Source organism: Shewanella sp. SM71, assembly GCF_025653905.1.
GTDB lineage: Bacteria > Pseudomonadota > Gammaproteobacteria > Enterobacterales > Shewanellaceae > Shewanella > Shewanella oncorhynchi.
The window spans coordinates 372,390-398,364 of the sequence record NZ_JAKKRW010000001.1 but is presented as its reverse complement, the minus strand read 5'-3'; the positions used below and the strand labels follow the sequence as shown (position 1 = coordinate 398,364).

22 protein-coding genes are annotated in these 25,975 nt (G+C 46.2%); 12 read left to right on the top strand and 10 right to left on the bottom strand.

Features of this window, described 5'->3' with window-relative positions:
* The gene (locus L5L97_RS01750) at positions 1-930 is read right to left on the bottom strand and encodes an AraC family transcriptional regulator (protein WP_106649980.1); all 930 of its coding nucleotides are present in this window, start codon (positions 928-930) and stop codon (positions 1-3) included.
* 505 nt (positions 931-1,435) lie between these two features.
* On the opposite strand from L5L97_RS01750, the gene L5L97_RS01745 reads away from it, so the two are divergent.
* From L5L97_RS01745 to L5L97_RS01730, 4 genes are all read left to right on the top strand, one after another.
* Positions 1,436-2,728, top strand: coding sequence for an MFS transporter (locus tag L5L97_RS01745; protein WP_263180938.1), 1,293 nt, complete (start codon positions 1,436-1,438; stop codon positions 2,726-2,728).
* Positions 2,725-3,567, top strand: a complete 843-nt coding sequence (locus L5L97_RS01740) for an ROK family protein (protein WP_263180937.1) — start codon at positions 2,725-2,727, stop codon at positions 3,565-3,567. Before L5L97_RS01745 ends, L5L97_RS01740 begins: the two co-directional genes overlap by 4 nt.
* Entirely contained in the window at positions 3,564-6,305 is a 2,742-nt protein-coding gene (locus L5L97_RS01735; protein WP_263180935.1) for a family 20 glycosylhydrolase, read from the top strand. The genes L5L97_RS01740 and L5L97_RS01735 overlap by 4 nt, the downstream gene beginning before the upstream one ends.
* 194 nt (positions 6,306-6,499) lie before the next feature.
* A complete protein-coding gene (locus L5L97_RS01730; protein WP_006080930.1) occupies positions 6,500-6,742 on the top strand; it encodes a hypothetical protein in 243 nt (80 codons plus the stop codon).
* Between the two features lie 129 nt (positions 6,743-6,871).
* Here the strand turns inward: L5L97_RS01730 and L5L97_RS01725 are convergent, their stop codons facing one another.
* The 3 genes from L5L97_RS01725 to L5L97_RS01715 all read right to left on the bottom strand — a co-directional run bounded on the left by L5L97_RS01725 (position 6,872) and on the right by L5L97_RS01715 (position 8,782).
* Positions 6,872-7,381 (bottom strand): YgjV family protein, encoded by a 510-nt coding sequence (locus tag L5L97_RS01725; protein ID WP_263180934.1) that lies wholly within the window; start codon positions 7,379-7,381, stop codon positions 6,872-6,874.
* Between the two features lie 139 nt (positions 7,382-7,520).
* Complete coding sequence (locus L5L97_RS01720) at positions 7,521-8,132, bottom strand: Crp/Fnr family transcriptional regulator (RefSeq protein ID WP_263180933.1); 612 nt, start codon at positions 8,130-8,132, stop codon at positions 7,521-7,523.
* Positions 8,133-8,155: 23 nt separating this feature from the next.
* Entirely contained in the window at positions 8,156-8,782 is a 627-nt protein-coding gene (locus L5L97_RS01715; protein ID WP_263180932.1) for a fumarylacetoacetate hydrolase family protein, read from the bottom strand.
* Between the two features lie 207 nt (positions 8,783-8,989).
* Here L5L97_RS01715 and L5L97_RS01710 point away from each other — a divergent pair, with 207 nt between their 5' ends.
* Positions 8,990-11,017, top strand: coding sequence for a methyl-accepting chemotaxis protein (locus L5L97_RS01710; protein WP_263180931.1), 2,028 nt, complete (start codon positions 8,990-8,992; stop codon positions 11,015-11,017).
* Positions 11,018-11,036: 19 nt separating this feature from the next.
* Here the strand turns inward: L5L97_RS01710 and L5L97_RS01705 are convergent, their stop codons facing one another.
* Together L5L97_RS01705 and L5L97_RS01700 are read right to left on the bottom strand one after the other, a co-directional pair.
* Entirely contained in the window at positions 11,037-12,050 is a 1,014-nt protein-coding gene (locus L5L97_RS01705) for a succinylglutamate desuccinylase/aspartoacylase family protein (protein ID WP_028760658.1), read from the bottom strand.
* A gap of 124 nt (positions 12,051-12,174) precedes the next feature.
* Entirely contained in the window at positions 12,175-12,753 is a 579-nt protein-coding gene (locus tag L5L97_RS01700) for a MarR family winged helix-turn-helix transcriptional regulator (RefSeq protein WP_263180930.1), read from the bottom strand.
* Positions 12,754-12,983: 230 nt separating this feature from the next.
* Between L5L97_RS01700 and L5L97_RS01695 the strand changes: the two genes are divergently transcribed.
* Positions 12,984-14,189, top strand: a complete 1,206-nt coding sequence (locus L5L97_RS01695) for an MFS transporter (RefSeq protein ID WP_263180928.1) — start codon at positions 12,984-12,986, stop codon at positions 14,187-14,189.
* Positions 14,190-14,287: 98 nt separating this feature from the next.
* On the opposite strand, the gene L5L97_RS01690 is transcribed toward L5L97_RS01695, so the two are convergent.
* Positions 14,288-14,851, bottom strand: coding sequence for a PhnA domain-containing protein (locus tag L5L97_RS01690; RefSeq protein ID WP_011790067.1), 564 nt, complete (start codon positions 14,849-14,851; stop codon positions 14,288-14,290).
* A 132-nt stretch (positions 14,852-14,983) separates the two neighbouring features.
* On the bottom strand, positions 14,984-17,203 hold the full coding sequence (locus tag L5L97_RS01685) for a TonB-dependent receptor (RefSeq protein WP_263180927.1): 2,220 nt from the start codon (positions 17,201-17,203) through the stop codon (positions 14,984-14,986).
* A gap of 336 nt (positions 17,204-17,539) precedes the next feature.
* On the opposite strand from L5L97_RS01685, the gene L5L97_RS01680 reads away from it, so the two are divergent.
* On the top strand, positions 17,540-18,253 hold the full coding sequence (locus tag L5L97_RS01680) for a DUF2461 domain-containing protein (protein WP_263175391.1): 714 nt from the start codon (positions 17,540-17,542) through the stop codon (positions 18,251-18,253).
* A gap of 92 nt (positions 18,254-18,345) precedes the next feature.
* On the opposite strand, the gene L5L97_RS01675 is transcribed toward L5L97_RS01680, so the two are convergent.
* The gene (locus L5L97_RS01675; protein ID WP_263160715.1) at positions 18,346-18,942 is read right to left on the bottom strand and encodes a TetR/AcrR family transcriptional regulator; all 597 of its coding nucleotides are present in this window, start codon (positions 18,940-18,942) and stop codon (positions 18,346-18,348) included.
* Between the two features lie 196 nt (positions 18,943-19,138).
* Here L5L97_RS01675 and L5L97_RS01670 point away from each other — a divergent pair, with 196 nt between their 5' ends.
* From L5L97_RS01670 to L5L97_RS01660, 3 genes are all read left to right on the top strand, one after another.
* Entirely contained in the window at positions 19,139-19,765 is a 627-nt protein-coding gene (locus tag L5L97_RS01670; RefSeq protein WP_173497076.1) for a glutathione S-transferase, read from the top strand.
* A gap of 78 nt (positions 19,766-19,843) precedes the next feature.
* On the top strand, positions 19,844-20,512 hold the full coding sequence (locus tag L5L97_RS01665; protein WP_014610189.1) for a glutathione S-transferase family protein: 669 nt from the start codon (positions 19,844-19,846) through the stop codon (positions 20,510-20,512).
* A 238-nt stretch (positions 20,513-20,750) separates the two neighbouring features.
* Positions 20,751-22,142 (top strand): RsmB/NOP family class I SAM-dependent RNA methyltransferase, encoded by a 1,392-nt coding sequence (locus tag L5L97_RS01660; RefSeq protein WP_219253594.1) that lies wholly within the window; start codon positions 20,751-20,753, stop codon positions 22,140-22,142.
* Between the two features lie 155 nt (positions 22,143-22,297).
* Here the strand turns inward: L5L97_RS01660 and L5L97_RS01655 are convergent, their stop codons facing one another.
* Positions 22,298-22,432, bottom strand: coding sequence for a hypothetical protein (locus tag L5L97_RS01655; RefSeq protein ID WP_263180925.1), 135 nt, complete (start codon positions 22,430-22,432; stop codon positions 22,298-22,300).
* On the opposite strand from L5L97_RS01655, the gene L5L97_RS01650 reads away from it, so the two are divergent.
* Positions 22,431-22,592: a hypothetical protein gene (locus L5L97_RS01650; protein WP_006080915.1), complete on the top strand. Its 162-nt coding sequence runs from the start codon at positions 22,431-22,433 to the stop codon at positions 22,590-22,592. The genes L5L97_RS01655 and L5L97_RS01650 overlap by 2 nt on opposite strands.
* A 237-nt stretch (positions 22,593-22,829) precedes the next feature.
* On the top strand, positions 22,830-25,952 hold the full coding sequence (locus L5L97_RS01645) for an NAD(P)-binding protein (protein ID WP_263180924.1): 3,123 nt from the start codon (positions 22,830-22,832) through the stop codon (positions 25,950-25,952).
* Positions 25,953-25,975: the final 23 nt, after the last annotated feature.

Genomic DNA, 25,975 nt, shown 5'->3' with positions numbered 1-25,975 from the left:
TTAAATTGCCCTTTGTTTACTGCTAAAGCACTGACGAAAACGACTCGGCGTGACACCTTTAAATTGAATAAAGCGCCGATTAAAATTGGATAAGTTGTTGAAACCACACTGATCGCTGATGGTTGATATCGGACTTTGATTTGACAGCAGTAACTTGCACGCCTTAGCTATCCTGAGTTGATTGATAAACTCAGTTAAGGTTTTCTCGGTGCGTTTTTTAAAGAAGCGATGGAAATGATTGGTGCTCATGTGCGCTAACTTTGCCAAATCCTGTGCCGACAAGGCCTGAGTGTAATTGTCATAGATATGCTCAATCACTTTATCGAGCTTTTTCACGGTAAAGTCGAGTTTACTACCGTGGGTAAACAAGGTGCTCGACAAGAGTTCTTGCTGACTATCCTGTTGTAATAACGCTAATAATTCCAATAACAAAATATAGCGTCTAAAAGGATTGGCCGTCTCCATCGCGATAAACACACTATGGGCCTTACGCGCCGTTTCCTCACTAAACAACACACCTCGTTTGGCATGGGTCAAAAGTGAATGCAAAGACGCTAACTCACGTTGCTCATTCACAATTTGGTGTAGCCAGACCGCTGGAATTTGTGCCACATAAACGACTTCCTGCACCCTCGCATTCGAAGTGCCGTCTTTTAGCGCGTTGCCATTTGATATCTCGTCAGTTGAAACACCAAGGTTCGCCTCGGATTGCCAGCCGTGGGGCATATCTGGGCCTATGATCACTAAATCATAATCGCCATAACGGGCAATATGGTCGCCCACATAACGCATACCATAACTGTTGAGGGTTAAGCAGATTTCGTACTCGGGATGATAATGCCAATTGAGATCCATGTGGTCCCATTCATAACGAAAGTAACGCCAAGAGCTGTTTTCATCGGGGATCACTTTTTCACACAGAGGTTTCATCCATTAAACTCCAGTTGCTCATTCCTTTACCTTAGCTTCAATCAGCTCTTATAGTTCAACGCCATTCACTCAAGCTAGCCGTTATGCCAACCTGTTAAATTATTCAATTACTTAGACCTTATTTTTAATGCCAGCCTTGACCTATCAGCGCGGCGAAATAGCTGTGCCTTCGCGCACTATTGTCTATAGCAAGTCAGCCTTGCAGTGATACTAAAATCCGCCACTCCAATACTATTCTATCCAATGTTAATTAAAGGTAACTATTTTACAAGTAAACACATTATCAGCAGAGGCTAAAACACCGTTTTATCTATGCTCATCCGCAGCAGCTATCTGCTGCCCACTATCTACAGCAAGTATTTACAGCACCTGATGTAAATCAGCCCAATCAGCGCGAACACGATTTGACTATGTGAGAAAAGTATCGACAGAGGCACCATTCGTATCACCACCAAGGCGAGCGTCAAGCCACAATGAATTTCACTTAATTCAATTGGCTAAGCACATGAAACACAAACTCATCATTCTGTTTGTCCTCTGCACTTTCTTTGTGATTTCCTTGATGACCAACAGCATGGGGCCGATTTTCCCTGCGTTAATTGACAGTTATGCTATCGGCCTGACGTTAGCGGGGTTATTTCCCTTTGCGTTTTTTATCGCCTACGGCGTGACATCGATTCCTGCGGGGATTTTGGTGGACAAGTACGGTGAAAAGCAGGTGATCATCTTAGCCTTTAGCCTAGCGTTTATCGGCGCTGTAACTTTTGTGTGTCTACCCACCTTTAGCATCGCCATGTTTAGCCTGTTTTGTATTGGCACTGGCATGAGTTTATTGCAGGTGGCAGTCAATCCCTTACTGCGCCAAGCCGCGGGGCCAGAGCATTTTGCCTTTTTCTCCGTACTGGCCCAACTTGCCTTTGGCGGCGCCGCAACCTTAGCGCCGCTGGTGTACCAGCATTTTGTCGCCTTAGATCAAGCCAGTGCAGCATCAGCCAACTATGTGCAACAGCTATTGCCAGAGAGCATGAGTTGGCTCGCCATGTACTGGTTATTTGCCGTGGTCGCACTCGCCATGGTGCTCTTTGCCAGCCTAGTGAAGATGCCCAAAGTGGATAAATTGGCAGATGAGTCGGCGGGTGCACTGGAGACCCATTTACGCCTTTTCAAAGATAAAACCGTTTTGAAATTCTTCTTCGCTATCGCCGCCTACGTTGCGCTTGAGCAAGGGCTTGCTAACAGTATCTCAGTCTTTTTGCTGCAATATCATGATCTTGACACCTTAAGTGTCGGCGCCAATGTGGTTAGCGATTTTTGGTTTTACATGACGCTCGGCTGCCTACTCGGTTTACTGCTACTTAAACTTATCGACAGTCAGATCTTGCTGCTCAGTTTTTCCCTTAGTTCACTGGTTTGTTTTCTGGTGGCGATTTGGGGACCGAGCCAACTAGCATTAATTTGTTTCCCATTGGTTGGCTTTTTCATTTCTATCATGTGGTCGGTGATCTTCTCGTTGGCGCTCAATTCGCGCACTCAAGATCATGGATCATTCGCTGGCATTCTCTGTACCGGCATTATCGGCGGCGCGTTTATCTCGCCGATCATTGGTGTTATCAGTGAGCTGTCCGGCGAGTTACGGCTCGGGATGTTAGTGCTGTTAATCCCTATGGCTTACATAGGTTATGTGGCCATAACGGCTCGCCCCTTGATTAAAAACACTACCCTATTTTCAACAAAAGCGGCCTCAAAGAATGACGAGCCGATGGCAACAAACAACACGAGAGGCAACAAGCTATTATGAGCGTCCTATGTTTAGATCTTGGGGGAACTAAACTGATGTTGGCACAGGTGGAAGGTAAAACCTTACTCGACACTTGGCGGTATCCTGTTCCCGCCGATGGCAATTTCGAACAGTTATTCGATTTCCTCGTGACCTGTATCCACAGCCACCTCACGCCTGAAACCAATGGAGTTTCCATCGGAGTGCCCGGTATGGTGGATATGCACAGCGGCACTTTACTCGAAGTGCTCAATATCCCTGCGTTGACGGCAACGCAGTTAGCCCAGCAACTTAAAAATACCTTTGAAATGGATGTTGTTGTGAATAACGATGCGAATCTCTTTGCCCTTGGCGAAGCTGTGCTCAATCGCAATCAAGACATGCTCGGGATTACCTTAGGCACAGGCGTGGGCGCTGGGGTGATTTTTAATGGTCAGTTGTATTCGGGTAAACATTGCGCCGCAGGTGAAATCGGCAGTTTGAGTTATCGCGATGGCATTATTGAGCACTACTGCTCGGGGCAATACTTCACCACTCATCACCAGATGAGTGGTGAGCATTTGTACCAAAAAGCCTGTGAAGGTGACAGCCAAGCGCTACAAGCCTTCGCCCATTTTGGCGAACACTTGGCGCACATGATCGCCCAAACCTTACTAGTATACGATCCCAAAGATATCATCCTTGGCGGCTCAGTCAGCCAAAGCTTTCCCTTTTTTATTGAAGCGCTTAAACAGAAATTGCAAAGTTTAGTCTATGGCCCGCAACTGACAGACTTGACGATTTCAGCCAGCCAACATCACAATGCAGCCCTCATAGGTGCCGCGCAGTGGTTTTTACAACAAAAGGACTCCGCTAAGTGAAAGGACAAATAACACAGAAAGGGAAAATAAAGTGGCAGAGGATTAAGACGGCCTTAGTCAGCGGCGTCATGGCAGTGCTTCCCTTGGCGTCGGTGCTTTCGATACTTGCTATACCATCAGTACAGGCCGCCAATGCTGTGCAGGAGGCAAATCATGTCGCGCTGAATCAATTGGCCGATAAACTCCAATTAAATTATCAGTTAACCGCCAGTTATCTTGAAACCTGTCCCGCTAAAGAAGCCCAATGCTATCGCTCCGCCATTGAGCTAACCCTGCCCACTCAGCTATCCAACGACAAGTTATCCAGCGAAGAGTTAAATCACGGCGACTGGCAAATTTATTTCAGCCAATTATCGCCCGTTTATTTCGTCGATGCGGGTGACTTTAGCATTGAGCATATCAATGGCGATTTACATAAAATCACTCCTAAAGCCAGCTTTAAGGGCTTCGTCGCCAATCAAGTTTATCGTATTGAGTTTTATAGCAAAGGCAGCCAAATCACCCGTTCCGAGTTTATGCCAAACTTCTTTATCGCTATGGGCGATAAGGCGCAGGTCATAAAGAGCACTCAAACAAGGCGCGATAAAGAAACAGGTTTAGCCGAGCAAGCCTACCTGGCGCCTTTTAATGCCGAAAAACAATTCTTACTGGCAAAAAACGATGCAACCCCCTTTGCCGATGGCCAGTATTTAGCTGAGCAATATCAAGCCTTAGCCGCAGACAAAGCACCTGACATTAGCGGCAAACTCATCCCCACGCCACTTCATAGCCAAAGCCTAAACTCGGCGCCTTTATCCCTTGCTAAAGGTTATCGACTCACGGCTGCAACTGTCGATTTTAAGGGACGGCAGGCGGCATTTGATTACCTCGATTATTTAGGCTTTTCGGCCAAGGACAAAGGCACGCCGCTATTATTGCAACTCGATGCTCAAGCTCCTAAAGTCGCAAGCACTGAAGCCCATGATAGTGAAATTAAAAGCAGCGAAGCCTATCGGTTAACCATAACAGCTGAGCAAATCAGTATTCGAGCGGGCACTGAGGCGGGACTCTTCTATGGCCTACAAAGCCTAGCTGGGCTAATCAGTTTAAGTGACGATCAACTCGTCGCCATCGAGATCCAAGACCAACCTCGCTACGCCTTTCGTGGCCTGCATATCGATTTAGCCCGTAACTTTCACTCGCTCGATTTTATTAAACGCATTATCCCACAGCTCGCCGCCTATAAAATCAATAAGCTGCATTTGCACTTAGCCGACGATGAAGGTTGGCGTTTAGCCATCCCCGGCTTACCTGAACTGACCGATGTGGGTGCAAAACGCTGTTTCGATTTAACCGAGCAAACCTGTTTATTGCCACAACTGGGCAGCGGCATAGCGGACGTAAACCCCGTCGATGGCTACTTAACCGTGGCGCAATACCAAGAAATATTACAACTGGCAGATGCTCACCACATCGAAGTGATCCCTTCACTGGACATGCCGGGGCATTCACGCGCCGCAATAAAATCCATGGAGGCGCGTTATCACCATTACCTCGCCAAGGGAGACAAAACTAAGGCGGAGGAGTTTTTACTGACTGAATTTGCCGATAAAACCCAGTATTCGTCGATTCAGTATTACCACGACAACACACTCAATGTGTGTCTGCCGAGCACCTATCACTTTATCGATACTGTGATTGATGAAGTTAAAAAGATGCACCAAGCCGTAGGCATTCCTTTAGTGCATTACCACATAGGCGCCGATGAAACCGCGGGCGCTTGGGTAGAATCCCCTGCGTGTATCGCAATGAAAAAACAAAAAGCCGATGAGTTAGCCGGACTGCATTCGCTCAATGGTTACTTTATTGAGCGCGTTGCTAACATGCTGGCGGAGAAAGGGATTATTGCCGCTGGTTGGAATGATGGCATGGGTGAAGTGCGCCCCGAAAACATGCCAGCCCAAGTGCAATCTAACGCTTGGTCGCAGATTTCAAACAACGGCCATCAAATCGCCCATAAGCAAGCAAATCTTGGCTGGAAGGTCGTTATCTCAACGCCAGAAGTCACCTATTTCGATTTCCCCTACGCTAGCCATCCAGATGAGCGCGGCAATCATTGGGCCTCGAGGGCAATAGACAGTTTTAAGGTGTTTAGCTTTATGCCCGACAACCTGCCCGCCCATGCCGAGCGCTGGCACAATAGCTTAAATCAGCCATTTGTGTCGGACGATAGCCACAGCCAGCTTAAACCGGGACACCGTTTTTACGGCTTGCAGGGGCATCTTTGGAGCGAAATGGTGCAATCGGACGAGCAAGCAGAATACATGTTATTCCCGCGCATGGTCGCCCTCGCCGAACGGGCATGGCATAGGGCGCCATGGGAATTAGCCTATGATTATCAAGGTAAAATCTATAGTCAGCAAACTCAACATTTCGCCCGCCAACTCAAGGGCCAAGCCGAGCAAGTGCTCAAACAGGATTGGCAAATTTTCGCCGCAGTTTATGCCAATAAGGTACAACCTAAGTTAGCTAAAGCGGGAATTTTCTATCGCATATCACCGCCTGGGATACGTGTTGAACATCAGCAGTTAGTGGTCAATAGCTTATATCCCAATGCCGAGTTGGAATACCAACTCGACTCAGGACCTTGGCTAAGCTACCGCCAAGCTTTCAAGCTTAATGATGTCAAACACATCCGCGCCAGAGTCAAAGATGGCGCACGTTACTCTCGCCCATCGACTTGGCAAAGCTCCCTCTAATCGTTCATCGCACAATGTCGGCCATCACATGTGATGGCCGATACGTTAATTGACTATTAATACCACTGGTCGATAGGTTAAGCATGAGCTTACATTGAGGCTTTTCAATAACAGCGTAACTCAGGCTATAATCTCGCTATTCGCGATGACACTCTCGTGATAATACTTTATCAAGCCTAAGGATCCGCCAACCGATGACAACTGCTTCTACTAGCCCCTTTGCCGTGTTAAACCAAACCACAGCAACCTCGTTCAATGAGCAGAAAAATCTGATTAAACGGGTATTTAAAGGTAAGCCAGTGCAATGTCCTAGCTGTAAACAGACACTTAAAGTGATATTGCCAGAGCAGGCAAAAGCAGAACAAGCGGCAGGGATCTACTGTGCTAAAGGCTGCACAGATATCGAACTCGATATGGAAGCCGTCGCGGGACTCTAATCATTCCAGATCCAACCCACACTGGCATTAGCTTCACATCGACGGCCAAGCGACGATTACAACAGTCACTGTAATTCGCCGTTATAAAGTAAATATCTTTCTAATTATCAATGAGATTATTTAAACTAATCACGGCAGTTGCTTAAGCTGCCCACGAAAATAGTGTCGATAATAGCCCACCAAATTACTGCCAATAAAGAGTACCTCCATTAACACTGCCACAGGCGATCCCACTAAGGCATTGTGAACGAGCCAAAAACTAGTTCCGACTATCATAAGCAGTCTGAGATCTTTATCACTTTGACAGAATGCGGCGCGGGTTTGAAACAAGGTGCCTATACAACTGATCACAGTCGTTACCCCATTAAAGGTCACAATGCTCATCACAAGTGCAGCAATAGAGAAACACCATAGGGCTACTTTTGAGGTGGTAAAAATACTGGTGAGATAACGCACTGTGGCTATGCCCATTAAGCCTGCGGCAGTCCATTGCTCCAGCAAACAAAAATGAATTGAAATCAAGATGCCAGACACAAAAAGGCAGGCGACTATCCGCTCCCGCGCCTTAAATTGAAACGAAATCAGATCGAAGATAATGGCTATCGCCACCAAAACTTGAGACAAAGTAAACGCAGTCAACTTATTAAGCTCCTTCGCTTTAAGCAATAATGCGCACTCTGATTGAAAGCCTTATAGACTTGAGCGCGCAACTTAAGGCGCAGCATCATGGGAATCGCGCTTTAGCGCATTAACTTAAGTTAACTGGGAGCAAAAACCGTTAAAGAGAGTCTTGAAGTCGTCGACGCATACGCGACAAACTGATTGCCGTAATGCCAATATAATTAGCTAGCTGACCTTGGCTTAACCGCTCAAGCCAAAGTGGTGAATGTTCGCGTAAATACAGATAACGTTGCTCAGGTGTGTGCAGCAGTAAAAAGGCTTCCTTTTGTTCTTTATACAATAATTGCTGTTTAAGTAACCCAAGTTGCACTGACTGCAGCGAAGAATCATCCAACACAGATAACGGCATTTGGATAAATTTACAGGCGCTTAAGGCTTCTAATTGGTAACTAGCGGGAATTTGCTTAAGCCAACTGACATACAAAAAACACAATTCACCCTCGAAATAAAACTCCTTACAGCGCTCTGTGCCCTCCTGAGTATAATGGCAAGCGCGCACTATACCATCCACAACAAAATATGCCTGTGACTGCGCCTCACCTTGGCTAAGAAGCACCTCTTCCGCCGGCACGTTCAACGCTTTAAACTGTGGTAAGTAACGTTCAACAGCAGCTTGACTCGCCCCTAACGCAATCAAATATTGTTGCAGTGGCTGGCAAGTTGACACTTGCAATACAGCAGTCTTTTTTACGTCATCAGGTTCAATCATGCGAGCAACTCAGCGATTTATCACTAAACACTTAACCACTGCCATTCGAGTAAGGGTGCAGCAGTCGCTTGCAGGCCACGGCTCAGCGTGACGTTAAATACACTTTTAGCGGGAATGCTTCCCACGCCCTTAGGCGTGCCTGTCATTACAATATCGCCCTCATCGAGACTGATAAATGCCTGTAGCTCGGACAATATGGTCTGAGGTTTGTAAATCATTAAATCGATATGCCCCTCTTGGACTAGCTTGTCATTGATACTCAAGGTGAAATGCAGCTGTGCCTCTGCATCATCAATCGCCACAAACGGACTGAATAACGCTGCACCATCAAAGGCTTTTGCTCGCTCCCAAGGCAATCCCTTAGCTTTTAACTTAGTTTGCAAATCACGTTTTGTGAGATCTAAACCGACGGCGACGCTACTGAAACGGCCATTTTGAAACATAAAACACAGCTCGGTTTCATAATGCAAGGTTTCCCCTTGATGCTCAGAATGAAGCACAGTCGAAATGGCCGAGTTGGGCTTTAAAAATACCACCATATCCTCGGGGATTTCGTTACCTAATTCATGGATATGCTCAACATAGTTACGCCCAATGCAGAGAATTTTTGTCGGTACGATAAGGTTTTCACCTAACATGACTGATTTCATCTTTAATCCTTTTCAAGATAGGGTTGAAATAATTTTAAATAATAAAACCAACTAGTTAACCTAAATTAAATCTAAACGTTCAATTGAACTAATCACTGTACTTATGACGAACTCTGCTACACTTAAATCAATATTTCAACGAAAACAGCGATCTAACCATTAATAAACCCATTTTACAGGGACAGTCATAGAAGAGGTTTTCGCACTATGTTAACGCTTACCATAAAACAAAAAATCATCTTTAGTTTTAGTGCAATTGGCGCGCTGCTCATCGCTGGTAGTAGCTTTTTCTACTATTCACTCTCCCAAGTACAAACCGCCTATCAAAATATTGAAACCTTAGCCGTACCCGTGCAAAAGCAGAGTAATAGCTTACAACTAGTGCTATTAAAAATGTCACGCCTTGCCACCTTGGCCCATAGTCAGCAAGACACTGCCGCCTTAACCAAAAGTCAGCAAGCATTTACCGCGCTGCAGAAGAAATATCAAAGTATCGAAAATGAGTTAATTGAGCGAGTTGCAGATCAACCTAAGATGCAAACATCCCTAAACGAAGCGCAGGCAAGATACCAAGCCTATTTGCAGCAAAGCCAAGCCATGTTTAGCGCTAAACTCGCCAATGAACAAGCAAAACGGCAGTACCTGCAACTCTTTGAGCGCTTTAACCATGCCAAGACCAACGCCAGTAATGCGATGATTGATCTCGAAACTCTTTCCATCCCCGATAATCCGACTTTACTCGAAGAAATTGTCGGCACAGGTACTCGCATTGACGACATGCTCTATACGCTAGCCAACACTATGGGGGAACTGATCCACACTCAAAGTTTGGATGTTATTCAATCGCACCAACAGGATGTCGGTATTTTACTGGGGAACCTCACCACTAACTTTACCTTTTTAAAACAACAAACTGATGGGCTTGATACCTTAGGCCTACTGCAAACATTCGAGCAAGAATATGCGATTATCAATACCTTACTCGCAGCGCCTGCCGAACTTTATAAAGTGCAGGAAGCCGTAGTTGAGGCACAACGACAAGCAGAGCAACATTACCTCGATGCCGATAAAGAGTTTAATGCGAATAATCTCGCCTTAGATAAGTTAATCAACTTAGCCGACCGCCGATTTACCAGCCTGCAAACCATCGCCAGTAATGATATTCAACAGGGTCAAACCTTAGCGATTGTACTAGCACTGGTATTTATCATCATGGTGAGCTTTATCTCTTTCTTCACCTCCAAGGCCATGCTCAATCCCTTGGCCTTAGTGAACGGCGCACTCGCCAGTATCGCCCGAGGGGATTTATCTAAACGCATTCGTAAACGCCATAACGATGAATTTGGTGCCCTAATCGATAACATGAATACCTTGAGTGACGATCTTGCCAAGCTGTTAACCAATATCAGCCAAAATGCCCATTCATTGGACAGCTCTGCCACGCAAACCAATGAGCAAGGCCAGCGCATCGCCAATGCCGCAACGGCGCAAATCAGTCGAGTCGATGAAACTAAAGCCTTGGCAGAACAGATGTTTACTAGCTCAAATCTAGTGACAGAACAGGCCAGTGAGTCGGCGAGACAAATCAGTCAAGCCTCGAAATACGGTAATCAAGTGAAGCAAATTGCCGATGATAATCGCAATAAAATTGCCGAACTGAGCGCCCGTTTAAGTAGCTCAGTTGAAGTCATGTCTCGCTTGAGCATTCAAAGCGATAATATTGGCAGCATTTTAACCACCATCAGCAGCATTGCCGAACAAACCAATTTGCTGGCACTGAACGCCGCCATTGAAGCCGCCAGAGCGGGGGAACATGGTCGTGGTTTTGCCGTAGTGGCCGATGAAGTGCGATCACTTGCCTCACGCACCCAAGCCGCTACCGCCGAAATTCAAACCATGATCACGGCCCTGCAAAAAGAAACGTCCACGGCAGCCGATGCAATTACTACGGGGCAAAATCAAGCAAATGAGTGTGTCGGACAAAGCCAAACCCTGCAGGATGCTATCGCTCACATAGAAAGCACCTTACATACCCTCAATAAAATGAGTCTAGAGATCACCCACGCCGCCCACGAGCAGTTAGATTACAGCCAGCGGATTGAGTCGAGCATGAGTGAAGCGGCACAATCTGCAGACCAAAATGCCAATGAAGCTATGGACATGGCCAAACGCAGCAACGAAGTCACTCTGCTTGCCCATTCACTCACCAGCTCAGTGGAACGGTTTAAACTATAGAGGTGATGGGACCTAGAATCTAGGCATATTCCATCAGGAATTCATCGAGCTGTTCGTTGGCAATTTCAATCTCGTCACCTTCGAACTGGGCGATATGAAACATGCCCTCACCTTCGTTAGTCACAGGGATATTACTTATTCCTATGATAATACCGTCGGTTGGCGCGCGAATGGCCACACTGTCACCGCCGTGGGGGCTGACGATATGGGCAATGATATAACCCTTAGTCACCCGCTGGCCAAGTTTAAGCTTCATATTCACTAAACCATCGGATTCACTGCGAACCCAATAACTGCGAATAGCACTGACACTCGCGCCTTTGTTACTCACTCGCCCTTTAAGCATGTCTAAACTGCGCATCACATTGAGCACACCTTTGAGGCCAGATTTTATCGACAACTCGCTAAAACGTAACGCCTCTCCAGCCTCATATAAAATGCAAGGAATGCCCTGTTGATTAGCATAACCTCGCATAGAAACACTGCGCGCTTTAGAATGCATAATAAGCGGTGCACCAAAGGCATTCGCCATGGCGAGCATAGTCTCATCATTAGTATCACAGCGAATTTGCGGCAAATTATCCCTATGGACGGCCCCAGTATGTAAATCAATCACATGGGTTGCATGAACTAATAACTGAGTGGCAAACAGATTAGCTAAACGGCTTGCGAGGGCCCCTTTGCTAGAACCAGGAAAGCAACGATTTAAATCACGACGATCGGGTAAATAACGGGATTGCTGAATAAAACCAAACACATTCACTATTGGCACCACAATTAACGTGCCCGTCAGATTCTTTGGATTTACTCTGGCTAATAAACGCCGACAAATTTCGATACCATTAAGTTCATCCCCATGAATGGCGGCACAAACCAGTAAAGTCGGGCCAGGTTTGGCTCCGTGAAACACTTCCACATGAATATCGAGTTGCGTATCGGTATACAACTTAGCGGCAGGTAGTTTGATCCCTAATTGCGTCCCGGCTGTGACTCGTTTTCCCGCTAATTCAAATGCTTCACGTCTTTTTACCATGGCAACTCCCTTGTTCTATCAAATGTTATCCCGCGCGGTTGGCTCATGTTTACCGCATTTTGCCAAAGTGATCCGCTATTGCATATCAGCCTACTTTAAAGACTAAAGTGGGATTTTAAACGAATTATTGCGGCTCAAATTGGTTCAGCCAAGATTTTAAAATCTGCAGCAACACAGGCCTATCTTCAACGCTCACGCCCGCAAACAACGCACTTTGACATTGAATATGCTGAGGTAATGCCTTATCAATGAGCGCCTTACCCTCAGCAGTTAACGAGACATGGACGGCGCGGCGATCTTCCTTACTGTGCTCCCGCTCAATCAGCCCCTTATTTTCGAGTCTGTCTAAACGACTGGTCATAGCGCCAGAACTTAGCATCATGCTCTGATAAAGTTGCGAAGGCGAGAGTGTGAATGGTTCTCCCGAGCGCCTTAACGTCGCGAGCACATCGAACTCCCCCTGACCTAAGCCAAATTCGGCGTGGCATTGCAGCAGTACCACTTCGATATATTTCGTTAAACGAGCGATTCGCCCGAGCACAGCCATAGGGATCAAATCCTCAGTCACCCCTTGCTGTTGCCACTGTTCAACAATTCTATCGAGGCCATCTTCTTTGGTATTCGAATCCGCTTTCTTTGTATCCGTAGAACTCGCGTTAGTATCCGCAGGACTGGCATTAGTTAGCGTCATTTTAGCTGTCATAGATTTATCTCAATATAAAGATTCTTTACATCATTCTTTACATCTTAGTCATTTTCTCGCAGAATTAAAATATCTTTATATCGAGATACATCTGAAAGAGATTCTTTTTGAATTGTAGTGATGTGGTTTCAACCTACTGTTGTTGAAAGGAAAGCATCATGAGTATGCTAAATGCTGCTACAAATCACTTTTTCAGCAAATCAAACTCAGCTTATTTTTGGAGACAATCCATGCGATCCCCCCAGACAGAAAAAGCGAATTTATTGCTGCTCGGACTCGCGTTCATCCTTATTGGTCTAAATCTACGACCCATTCTCGCCTCCGTTGGGCCTTTACTGCCCAGCATACAAAAGGATATCAGCTTAAGTTTTACCTTAGCATCTATGCTGACATTGCTGCCCGTGCTCGCCATGGGACTGGGCTGTTTTGCAGGCTTTAGTATCGCCAAACGTTTAGGATTCAATACCGTAATGACAGGATCATTGCTACTGCTGATCGCCGCTACTGCAATGCGCTTCTGGGCGATAGATGCCAATTGGCTTATCTGCTCGGCATTACTGGCAGGGGTCGCAATCGCCCTCATTCAAACCATCATGCCCGCCATGATTAAGCTTAATTTCGGTGAACGGGTGCCCTTAATGATGGGGCTTTACGTCACCGCCATTATGGGCGGCGCCGCATTAGCGGCGAGCAGTGCGCCTTTTATCGGGATGAACTTAGGTTGGCGCGCGGGTCTAGGTCATTGGACTTGGTTAGGCGTATTCGCACTCGTGCTGTGGCTCCTGATTAAACATAAAGCCGCATTACCGAGCCAAGCAAAAGAGCAAGCTTTGCAACTTAACTTTTGGCGTTTTCGTCGCAGTTGGCTATTGGCGATATTTTTTGCATTAGGCACAAGTTGTTATGTCTGCGTACTTGCATGGTTAGCCCCCTACGCGGTCGAGCTAGGTTATAGCCAAACTCAATCGGGATTAGTGTTAGGTTTCTTAACCAGCATGGAAGTGATCGCAGGCTTAGTGTTTCCTTGGCTTGCCAGCAAGTCGACGGACAGACGCGCCATCATAGCCCTACTATGCTTGCTACAACTCATTGGCTTTATGGGACTCGCACTCGCCCCTCAAGTATCGCTATTTTTATGGGCGGGACTTGCAGGATTAGGTATTGGCGGGATTTTTCCACTCGGGCTGATTGTCACTATGGATCATCAACAAAATCCTATGTTAGCAGGTAAATTAACCGCCTTTGTACAAGGTGTGGGATATACCATAGCGGCTATCTCCCCTTGGATTGCCGGATTAATTCGCGATAATTTCAACAGCTTTAACAGTGCTTGGTTATTACTCGGTGGCTTAAGTGTGATCGCGTGGATATTATCTTGGCAATTTAATCCGCAGGGCTATGCACGCCAATATCAAATCACCCGCTGCGTATCTTAAGCACCTAACTCAACATAAAAAAACCGCCATGTCGGCTAACGATCATGGCGGTTTTTATTGTGTTGAGCTAAATAAATCGCGCTCACACTAAGCGAAACTTAAGACTTTTTAACGAAGCATGTCAGAATCACAATACGAGTACCGTTAACGCGGCCTTCGATATGCTCTGGGTTGTTGGTCAAAGCAATGTTACGCACAGCTGTGCCACGCTTAGCCACAAAGCTAGTGCCTTTCACGTTTAAGTCTTTGATGATGACCACAGTATCGCCCGCATTGAGCACTGCACCATTACTGTCTAACGTTGGCGTCGCATCGTCACCTGCTGCGGCAACTTCGGCATCACCCCACGCTTTTAAATCGTCTTCAAGATAAAGCATATCCAGCAAATCTTGCGCCCAGCTTTCGCCATTTAAGCGCTTAAGCATACGATATGACATCACTTGAACTGCCGGTACAGGACTCCACATGCTGTCATTCAGACAACGCCAGTGGTTCATGTCCATGGTATCTGGTGCCGCAATTTGGCCACTGCAGGTTTCACAAATCATGATCTCATTGTCACGGCCATCGGAGGCTGGCAGATCATAAATAGAGAGTTCAAGCTCGCTGCCACACAGTTCACACTTGCCGCCACAGCGACTTAGCAATTCATTTTCAGTCATTTTTCTGTTCTATATGCCTAGTAAAACGCGGATTATGCCATAAACTGGCATTTTTCGGCAGGGGGCTGAGGCAATATAACCCTATTTTTTATGAGCTATATACCTAGTCCACACAGCCTTAGTGATTAGTCTTTAAAATTCATAGGCTAAACTCAAACGGACATCACGCCCAGCTGCGGGTATCCCATCGGAGAGAAACGGCACCACTTGCAGATCCGTAAGATTTTTTACCATCAAACGCACACTTAATCCCTTTAAGATGGCTTGAGGTTCATAGGCGAGATACACATTCTGTAGGAAATAATTCTCGCTTGGCGACTCGGCATTAAAGATATCACCGTGGGGAACATTGGTTTGCGCATCATACCAAGTGCCCTGCCAAGCGATAGAAATATCATCTGTGATATACATGCCTAAACGCAGACGAATATCGAGCGGGGCTATGTTAGCTAAATATTCATCGTCATCTTGGCTATCTCTGAGTGACCCATTGTGCTGTCCTTGCAGCCATGAAACCGCAAGATCACTGAACACATCTTGATAGCGATATTGGGCTTCAAAATCGGCACCGTAAATATGGTAACCATCAAGATTTGTGTAACCACTTTGAATTAACTGGTTTTTATCAGACTTAGCTCCGCGGCGCTGGGCAATATCATCACGACCTAAATTGGCAAACAGGGTGATTTGCGTCGACAAGGCATCCTCATTGGCAAGTACATGCTGATGCTGCGTCATTATGCCTAATTTGAAGGCATGTAAGCGTTCGACATCAATGTCGCGGCTCGTGCCGGTAATGCTGGCTTTAGCGTATTGCACGGCATAAATCTCATCCACCACAGGGGCTTGCAAGCTATAAGCGTAATCAAAGTTTAACCGAGCGTGATTTGTCAGTTGATAATCTATGCCTAATCTTGGTGAGAACCCCGAATGATGGGTTGAGCTATAATCATGGCCCGCAGCAATATCGTTGTAATCTGGTGCAATATTTGGTCGACCTATGCTGTAGATAAAGTCATATCGCAGCGAGGGAGTCACAGTTAAGTCATTAGTAAGATGAATTGCATCGCGAATATAGGCAGCATAGGTATCTTGACGGCCTTCAGGTTGGTAGTAAGGTGTGTACCAGCCAAAGTTTTTCTCGGGATTTGTTTCATAACTTTTGTTAAACACGAGCGAAGTGCGGTCAAGACTACGGTACTGTAATCCTGTGGTGATCTCATGATCGCCAATCAAGCTCAAGTTGTTGATATCAATGTAGTCACGTTTATAGTCTAGCCAAGATTCGTGACCGAAGTTGCCTACGGAAACCGTCATTTTCTCCCACGCGATATCGGGTCTTACCCAGTGGCGTGCATTCGCCGAATGGGAAATCACCACTTGAGTATCGATCAGGGGATTACTCGGCGAATAGCGATAATTAGCCGACCAAGTGTTGTCTTCATAGGTGTTGTAGGCGGTTGTGGCATACAGAGCCTGCTCGTAGGAGCCGTACTTTTTGATGTTGTAGTCCGAGATGGCAGGCATAGGGCCACGGCGATTAGCCCAAGGTTTGCGGCCCTCATCAAGATAATGGGTCACGCTCAAGGCTAATTGGTGATCGCCCTGCGCGTAATCCATCTTACCTAGGTAGTTATTTTGCTCATAACCTGAATATTCAAACTCTTCACCATTGGCTAAAGTGACATCCCCCGCATCGCGACGCGTAAGATGCAGCAAGCCAGATAGATGTGAATTCACGCGGCCATAAACTGTCCCCGTATAACCCATAGCGTCATTATTGCTGGCGTAGCTGGTTTTGGCTCGCGCGCCAAGTGATTGATCATATTTAAGAAAATCATCGGCCGATTTAGTGACCACATACATGGCACCACCAAAACCCCCATTGCCCGAGCGCACATCATGGGCACCCTTAATCACTTCCACTCGCTTGATGAGGTCAGGATCGAGGAAAAATGAGCCGTAGCGATACTGCTCAAATCCCACCGGAGCATTATCCACATAAACGTTAAAATCTTCAGTCTCGCCAAAGCCCCAGATATTAATCCGCTCACCGCCGCTGCGGGTACCACCATCGACATGCGCCCCCGCCATATCATCGATCACTTCGGCGAAAGTTGTCGCCTGCATCTCCTCGATTTGATCCATGGAAATAATCGCTTCACCGGGTTTAGCGACTGTGATGGCCCTGCGATATTGCTGCCCATGAACCTGCAGGATCTCAATCGGCTCAACCTTAGGCTCGCCCAATACCTCAGCGGCGTACAACGGTATTGAGGGCAATATACATAATCCCATAAGCGACAGATTTCTATTCGCTTTCCACTTATCACACTTAGGCAGGCAACCCATTCAACGTCATCCTATTAACAAACCAATCTAAAAATAGGGCGGCATTATAGGCACTAACGAACAAGATAAGAATAGTTCTCACTTAGCTTTACGTGTAAATAACCGACTAATTGAAAACAAGGTAGAAGCGGCACAATGCAAAAATTTAAGTGAAGATCTTGCCGAAGGATGGCAGTATTGGCACCCAACTTGGCAGTCTTAACTATCGTGTCTTAACTATCGTGAGTAAGAACGAGCGGGCGATACGGGAGGATATGTCAGCAACTCACCTTGCTCCTCAATCGGCATTAATACTGCTTATGCTCGGTTTATCTGCATTAATAAGGTTCTCTGATAATGGCCACTCTAACAACTAAAATCCCTATTGCGACTGGTGCAACGTTCAGCGCGGCGAGCCTGCAATTTTTAAATCAACTGGTACATAACAACTCCCGCGACTGGTTTAAAGCCCATCAGGCGGAATACGAAGAAACAGTGCGAACGCCTGCGCTGCAATTTATCGAGCAAATGCAGCCCAGTATTCTCGCCCTCTCGCCTAGGCTCACTGCCGTACCAAAAAAAGTCGGCGGCAGCTTGATGCGTCCCCAGCGAGACAGCCGTTTTAGCAAAGATAAAACGCCCTATAAAACCAATGTTGGCATTCAATTTCGCCATTTTCAGGGCAAAGACGTGCATGCGCCGGGACTATATTTACACATTGCCGAAGATGGCTGTTTTATTGCCGCAGGGATTTGGCACCCAGAATCGAAAGCCTTAAATGCCATTCGCACTTGTATCGATGAGAATCCCAACGGCTATAAAAAGGCGCTACAAACCTTACAAAGTCATGGATTTAATATGGATGGCGATAGCTTAACTCGACCACCAAAGGGATTTGATAAAAACCACCCTATGCTGATAGAGCTAAAACGAAAAGATTTTATCGCAGTTAAAAATATCGCCTTTGAGGAACTCTGCCGCCCAGATGCAGCCAGTTTTTGTGCCGAGCAATTTGCACACTGTACTCAACTGATGGCCTATCTGTGTTTTGCGCTGGACTTGGACTTTTAGAAATAGGCTTTTAGAAATAAACTTTTAAAAATAGATTTCTAAAAACATGGCCTAGGCAAAAACCTAGGCCAATCAAACTATGTCATTTGCAGTTATGCAGTCTGATTAGCACTCAAACTACGTAAATAGTCTTGCAATACAACAAACGCATTGTCTAACAACTCATATTCGCCCGCCTTGCCTAACACTCTAATCCCTTGTAATTGCAGCACTAAAAAAGCAGCAACTTGATGTGGTTGCACATGGGCTAATAGCTCTCCACGCGCTTGGCAAACTTGTAACACTTGGGTGAATGAGGTCTGTAATCGACAAAATAATCGCTGACATTCCTGCAGCACACTTTCATCGTTAAGGCTCTTTTCGAGCACAGCATTTTGCATAAAACAGCCGTACTTTTGCTCCCGCTGCAAAGCAACAAAGCGCGCTAAATAAGCTTCTATTTCAGCTAAGCCCGCTTTTTCATGCAGCAAAGTATCTGAAGCGCCAAAAGAATAATGATCAAGGTAGAAACTGAGGCACTCGCGGTAAAGATTCTGCTTGTCGCCAAAGCTGTTATAGAGACTAAATCGATTAATGCCTAAATGGCCGACGAGATCGGAAATTGAGGTTTCAGCAAAGCCCTTTTGCCAAAAAAGCTCCATCGCCAATATGAGTTTTTCTTGCCGATCAAAATTACAACTCCGTGCCATAGCCTGCGACCTAATCTCTTGAATACGCGTTCATGTTCAGCTTCACCATTCCTCTTTACTACAGAAAGTTGAGGGGTAAATCATTCTTGACTGTTCGTTTAGATATGGCGTAAATTCTAACCTAACCGAACGTTCAGAAAAAGCCTTATATGCCCGAATCGAGCATAAAGCACTGATAAAAACTACAGGACTTTAGATGAAACTCTACGAATTAGCTCCGACTCCCAGCGCACGCCGCGTCAGTATTTTTCTTGCGGAAAAAGGTATAGAAGTGCCAAGAGTGAACGTCGATATCCGTGGAGGAGAAAATTTAAGCGCTGAGTTTAAAGCCAAAAGTGTAAATGGCCGCATTCCACTGCTCGAACTCGATGATGGCAGCTACCTGTGTGAATCTGTTGCCATTTGCCGCTATTTAGACGAAATTCACCCGAGTGAGCATTCACTGTTTGGTAATACACCGCTTGAGCGCGCCAAAGTAGAAATGTGGCAACGCATCATAGAGTTACAAGGATTAATGGTCGGGTTTCAAGCCTTTCGTAATTTAAGCGGTGTCTATAAAGACAGGGAAAATTGTGTCGAGTCTTGGGGCGTAGAATCACGCCAAAGGGTCATTGACTTCCTACCAACCTTAGACCAACAATTGAACACGTCAGCCTTTGTGGCAGGCGATGCATTCAGTATTGCCGATATTTCGGCTTACGTTTTTATCAGTTTTATTAAAAATTTAGACATCGAAGTGGCTGATAACTTGCCGCATCTCAAGGCTTGGTTCAACACTATGACGCAGCGTCCTGCCATAGTATCGTTAACCCCTAAAAAATAGCGGCGCTAATGCCTGATGATGAATATTCATGGGCACTAAAGTGAGTAGCTATAAGCGTTATAACCTTAAGGAATCATCATGATAGATTTATACACAGCCGCGACCCCTAATGGTTTTAAAATTTCCATCGCACTGGAAGAAATGGGACTTGAATATCGCGTCCATAAATTAGATTTCAGTACCAGTGAGCAAAAACAGCCCGAGTTTATTGCCATTAATCCCAATGGTCGCATTCCCGCCATTATCGACCGCGATAACGAGGATTTTGTGGTATTCGAATCAGGTGCGATTCTGCTGTATCTAGCCGAAAAAACAGGTAAATTCCTGCCAGCCGATCCGAAAAAGCGCTCACAGGTGATCCAATGGTTAATGTTCCAAATGAGCGGCGTCGGCCCCATGATGGGACAAGCCAACGTATTCTTTAGGTACTTCCCTGAAAAAATCCCCGCAGCCATTGACAGGTATCAAAAAGAAGGTCGACGTTTATTCGAGGTTATGAATACTCAACTAGCTACAAATCAATACCTTGCTGGTGACGAATACACGATTGCCGACATCGCAACTTGGCCTTGGGTGCGGATCCACGAGTGGAGCGGCATCAATATGGAAGGTCTGACACATTTGCAACGTTGGTTAGATGAGTTAGCACTCAGACCCGCGTGCCAAAAAGGCATAGTCACGCCACCACCGGTGGAAATGAGTGATGAAGAACGGGCTAAGCAAATCCAAAAGATGGTGACGAAATAATCACCTTCTAAGCGGTAATTGAGCGATAGCCTGCAAATAACCCTTTGGTACTGAATACACCATGAGTCTAAGTGACTCAACCACAAAAAGCCCCGCAAGTTGATGCGACTTTGGGGCTTTTTTTCTGCCTGTTATCGGGCAAAACTGCTACACTCTGCGCCACTTATTTTTCCCCTCTGTTACAGTTATGCCTCCTACATAAGGCGCAGCCACAGAGAGCATAATTCAGGCTAAATTTATGGGTAATCCAAGCAGCTTCTCTTCCGGTAAAGCATCCAACTCAAACACATCGTCAGCATTAAATGCAGAGGCTAGCACCCCAGCGCAAAAACGTGCGCTCAGTTACGCCAGTACAATTAAGCAATTATTCGATGAAATTCAAAGCAGCAAAATGCCCGCCGACCGTATTCTGGCCAACTACTTTAGAGAACATAAAAAACACGGCTCGAAGGATCGTAAAGTCATTCGTGAATCTTTGTTTGGTCTGTTTCGCTGGTGGGGTTGGTTTCAGCGATTAGGCGATCAACAAGAATCAGCGACTTATTTTGCCAGCCTAAGTGCCAGTGCGTTATTGGAAGCCCATGCTTGGCAAGATATCGCCACTGCTTGGCATGAGTTATCGCAGTCACCTATCGATTATCAGCAGGCTCAAGCACTTGCCGTTAAAAGCCTCGACGACAAACTCACGCTAATGCAGCATTTATTTCCCGCGGCTGAGTTTAAACCACAGGACTTATTACCCGAGTGGTTCTGGCAAGTGTGCCCTGTAGATGCGGCGCAGCAAACCCAATTAATTGCTGCTATGTCCAGTCGCCCGCCGATTTGGGGACGCGCACAGGGGATCACTAGCCAAGATGCGGCGACACAACTGCAAGCGCTCGGTATAGAAGCGAGTTATGGTCATTACTTTAGCGATGCCATCAATCTTGGCAGCAAGAGTATGAATCTTAATGAAATCGCCCTGTATAAAGACGGTAACATTGAGATCCAAGATTTGGCTTCACAGGTCATAGGGCAAATTTGCGCGCCAGAACCCGATGCCCATTGGTGGGATGCCTGCAGTGGTGCAGGCGGCAAAACCCTGCAGCTGCGGTCTTTGATGTTGACCAAGGCTGCTGATAATAAAACACCCTCTACGGGCAGCATTATATCGTCAGATATTCGCTCCAATGCCCTAGAAGAACTGACTAAACGTGCCCAAAGAGCCCACTTTAACGGCATTAGCGTTGCCCGTTGGAAGAGCGATGCCCTGCCGGTACCAGCGGATCATTTCGACGGTGTGTTAGTCGATGCCCCGTGCAGTTGCACTGGCACTTGGCGACGTAATCCCGATATGCGTTGGTTGGATGGTGTTGAAGCCGTGGCCGATAAAGCCGCGTTACAGCTCGATATTTTAAGCCGTAGTAGCAGCGCAGTTAAAGCGGGCGGCATCCTCGTTTACGCCACGTGTTCCTTGTCGCCGCTCGAGAACCAAGACGTGGTGACAGCGTTTTTACAGCAACATCCAGAGTTCACGCTCACGCCAATACGCCATCCTTTTACGGGTGAACAAACAGAAATGTTGACCGTATGGCCCTTTGAAGCGAATAGTGATGGTATGTTTGTCGCGCGTATGCTGCGCGTCAAGTAACACTAACTCATTATTTTGTATCAAAACTTGGCGCCTTTCATTCTGGGCGCCAGTTTCAATCATATAATATAATTTCCGATGATAATTACACTTATCCTTTAATTATCATAATGATAATCCACATATTCCCCATTGAAATCTCAGATACGGCCATTTCAGTGGCAAGATATAGCCTTTGGACAAAACTTTTCACCATCAGTGATGAAATATTTCGCTTTAGCTTCATCTCTCCTTTGGGTAAAAAGATCGGGTGCTGCGAATGGCACAGGTATTTTTGGAATTTTGACCATGTCACACTCCTATGAATTTGACGACGATGATGCGCCATGGGGCGATAACGTCAAAGGTAAGCAAAAGAATAAACGCGTGAAACAGCGCCGCAGAGATACTAAGCGACGTTACTCGGACGATAATACAGAGGTGGATTTCTACCAAAATAAATCGAAGTAACTAAATCTAAGTACCCTTGCTCTCACGGGTTTGTTTTACAAATTCGTTCTGTGCTAAACCTGCCAAATCTGAGCAAGTTGGATAATATCCAACTTGCTACTCAACCCCGTTATCCCCTATCAAATACTTAATCACTCCAGTGTAAAATCAATGGGCTTAATTGCTTATTTGCCCTATGCTTTTTGGGCTATAACTCCCAAATCATTGGACTTACACTGAAATTTAAGGATGAACGCCATGGAAAAACAGCGCCCCGACTTTATTTATCCCCAAGGCAGTATGTTGATGCACTCGCCCTTAGTGCTAAATAAAGCCGATATGTACGGTTTTTTTCTTAAGGGGAAACAGGAAAACCTGCAACGCTCTATCGATAAAACCCTGAATCAAGTTGCCGGTAGCGCAATGTATTTTAAGGTGCTGTCTCCCTACGTACTGACAACCTTCACTCAAATTGAAAAAGCCTACTCCGCTTATCCAGAGGACAGAGCTAAGGGCTGGATCCAAGAAACGGACATCATCACTTGGGTCATGGTCGGGCGCCAAGATAGCAGCGACAGTAAACAAATCAGCCAAGTGTATTTTCAGCCACTACATATTTGGGTGAACGATGCCATGGCCTTAATTAATGGCAGAGAACTCTTTGGTTATCCTAAGTATTTATGTGAATACACTATGCCAGCGGTTGGCGAGCCTCTGACGCGATTATCCCTTGAGACCAAAAGTTTTTTACATTTCTCACCCGAAACCGAACTTGCCCTGCATCCATTAATTGAAGTGAATTGCAATGCCAAACCCGAGGCACAGCTCTCAACCCTTGAAGCGATAACCCAAACTTGGCAACTCTTTAAAGAACAAACCGATTTTATTCCAGAACTTGACCAGCTTGGCGAAGAGCAGCTATTTCATCTGTTATTTAAACCCGCTATCGATCAAGTATTTCTAAAACAGTTCCCCGACTCGTCAGGGCAAAAAGCCATTTATCAAGCCATCGTTGCCGCGCCAGCCCAAGTGAATAAAGTGCACAGTGTTGCCCTGCTAAAAAATGATTTTGTCGCGACCATTTTTGATAATGCCAGCTTCCCGTTAAAAGATACGCTCGGGGTCGAGATTGGTGAGCAGCACGTTTTACTCCCTTACCATGTGAACTTCGATTTTGAAGTGCCGCCCGGCGAGGTATTAGTCGATAACTCCGAAATCAAAAAACAGAAAATAGCCATTCTCGGTGGAGGTGTCGCGGCAATGACAGCAGCCTGTTATCTAACCGATAAACCCGGCTGGCAGAATCAATATGAGATTGATGTCTATCAACTCGGCTGGCGTATCGGTGGTAAAGGGGCAAGTGGCCGCAATGCCGCTATGGGGCAACGCATCGAAGAACATGGTTTACACATCTGGTTTGGTTTCTATCAAAACGCGTTTGCCTTAATGCGCAAAGCGTATGAGGAATTGGATAGGCCAGCAAACGCGCCGCTTGCGACTTTTTTTGATGCCTTTAAACCCCATAACTTCATCGTCTTACAGGAAGAAGTTGATGGCCGTTCTGTAAGTTGGCCAATCACTTTCCCAATGTTACCAGGCATCCCAGGTGATGGCACCGAAACCCTCACCTTCTGGAAAGTCGTTAAAGTCGCCTTTGCGTGGATCAAAGAATGGCTCAAAGACATGGATGACCTGCTCGATGCAGATGAAAATGCCATGGGAACACCTAAAAACTGGCTCGATAGCAGCTGGTTTGAACGCTTAAAAGATAAGTTAGAGGATTCGGTCGAAGATGCCAAAGAATCACTCGACGCGCTCGGTGATAAGCTTGAATGCCATTTTAATCAAATGATTGGCCGCGAGTGCGATGAGCATGTACACAGTGAAAGTGACGATGGTTTTGTAGAATCGGCCGTCGATGCCCTGCATCAAAGACTCGTGAAACGTTTTAGCGGACATTTAGATAATAATGACGAACTGCGCCACTTATATATAGCCGCCGATCTGGGGCTCACGATCCTCAAGGGCATGTTTGCCGACGATGTGTTTGAGAAAGGCTTTGACGCCATCAATGGTTATGATTATCGCGAATGGTTAACCAAACACGGCGCCAGCCTTAAGTACACAGTCGACAGTGCGCTAGTGCGCGGTTTTTACGACTTAGTGTTTGCCTATGAGAAAGGCAACTTCGACAAACCTAATGTCGAAGCGGGCACAATTATCCGCGCTATGTTGCGTATTGCCCTGTGCTATCAAGGTGGCGTGATGTGGAAAATGCAGGCGGGCATGGGTGATGTTGTGTTTACACCTTTTTACGAAGTGCTCAAACGCCGCGGAGTCAATTTCCACTACTTCAATCGAGTTGATAATCTCGAATGCCGTAATCAAAGTATTCAAGCGATTGAGATCACTGAGCAAGTAGCTCTGGCGCCGACTGTCACAAACTACGATCCTTTAGTCGATGTGAAAGGTCTCGCTTGCTGGCCGAGTACGCCCAATTATGAGCAGCTTGAGCCTGAGCAATCGGCACTGCTTAAAGCCCATAATATCAATCTTGAACACTTCTGGAGCGATTGGGACAGCGTGTATGAAACTCACTTTGGCAAAGCCCTGCCGAAAAAGCGTTTAGTCAAAGGCGTAGATTTCGACAAAGTGATCTTCGGTCTATCCATAGGTTCTGTGCCCCACGTGGCGAGTGAAGTCATGGCACAAAGCCCAGCCCTCAAGCTTTGCGTTGATAAGGTGCAAACTGTCGCCACTCAAGCCTATCAACTGTGGATGAACCAAGATCTGAATGGGATAGGCTGGCCTAATTACTCTGAAGATAGCGAGGAGCCCGTATTATCGGGCTTCACCGAACCCTTCGATACTTGGGCATCGATGAACCAACTGCTAGACAAAGAAGATTGGCGCGGCTTAGAACCTAAAAATGCCAGTTACTTTTGCTCGGCATTGCCTGTCGAGGCCTATCCACCAAGCTCGGATGTAGATTTCCAACAACGGAAAACCTTAGAAGCAAAAGCGGGTGCTATCCATCAACTCAATACCGAAATCCATAAACTTTGGCAAAATGTCGGTGATAGCTTCCCTTGGGAATGGTTACACGATGAACAAGACCGTCAAGGTGTTGCCCGCTTCGATAGCCAATATTGGCGCGCAAATGTAGACCCATCCGAGCGTTATGTCTTATCGGTTAAAGACAGCTCGCAGTATCGCATCACGACAGATGGCACAGGGATAGATAACCTGTATATGACGGGCGATTGGATAAAGACAGGCCTTAATGCGGGCTGCGTCGAAGCGGCGACGATGGCGGGAATGCACACATCAAAAGCGATATCGGGTCATCCTGCGGTGATTAAGGGCGAAAAAGACTTCTAAGCTCGTCCTTAAATCTAGCTAAG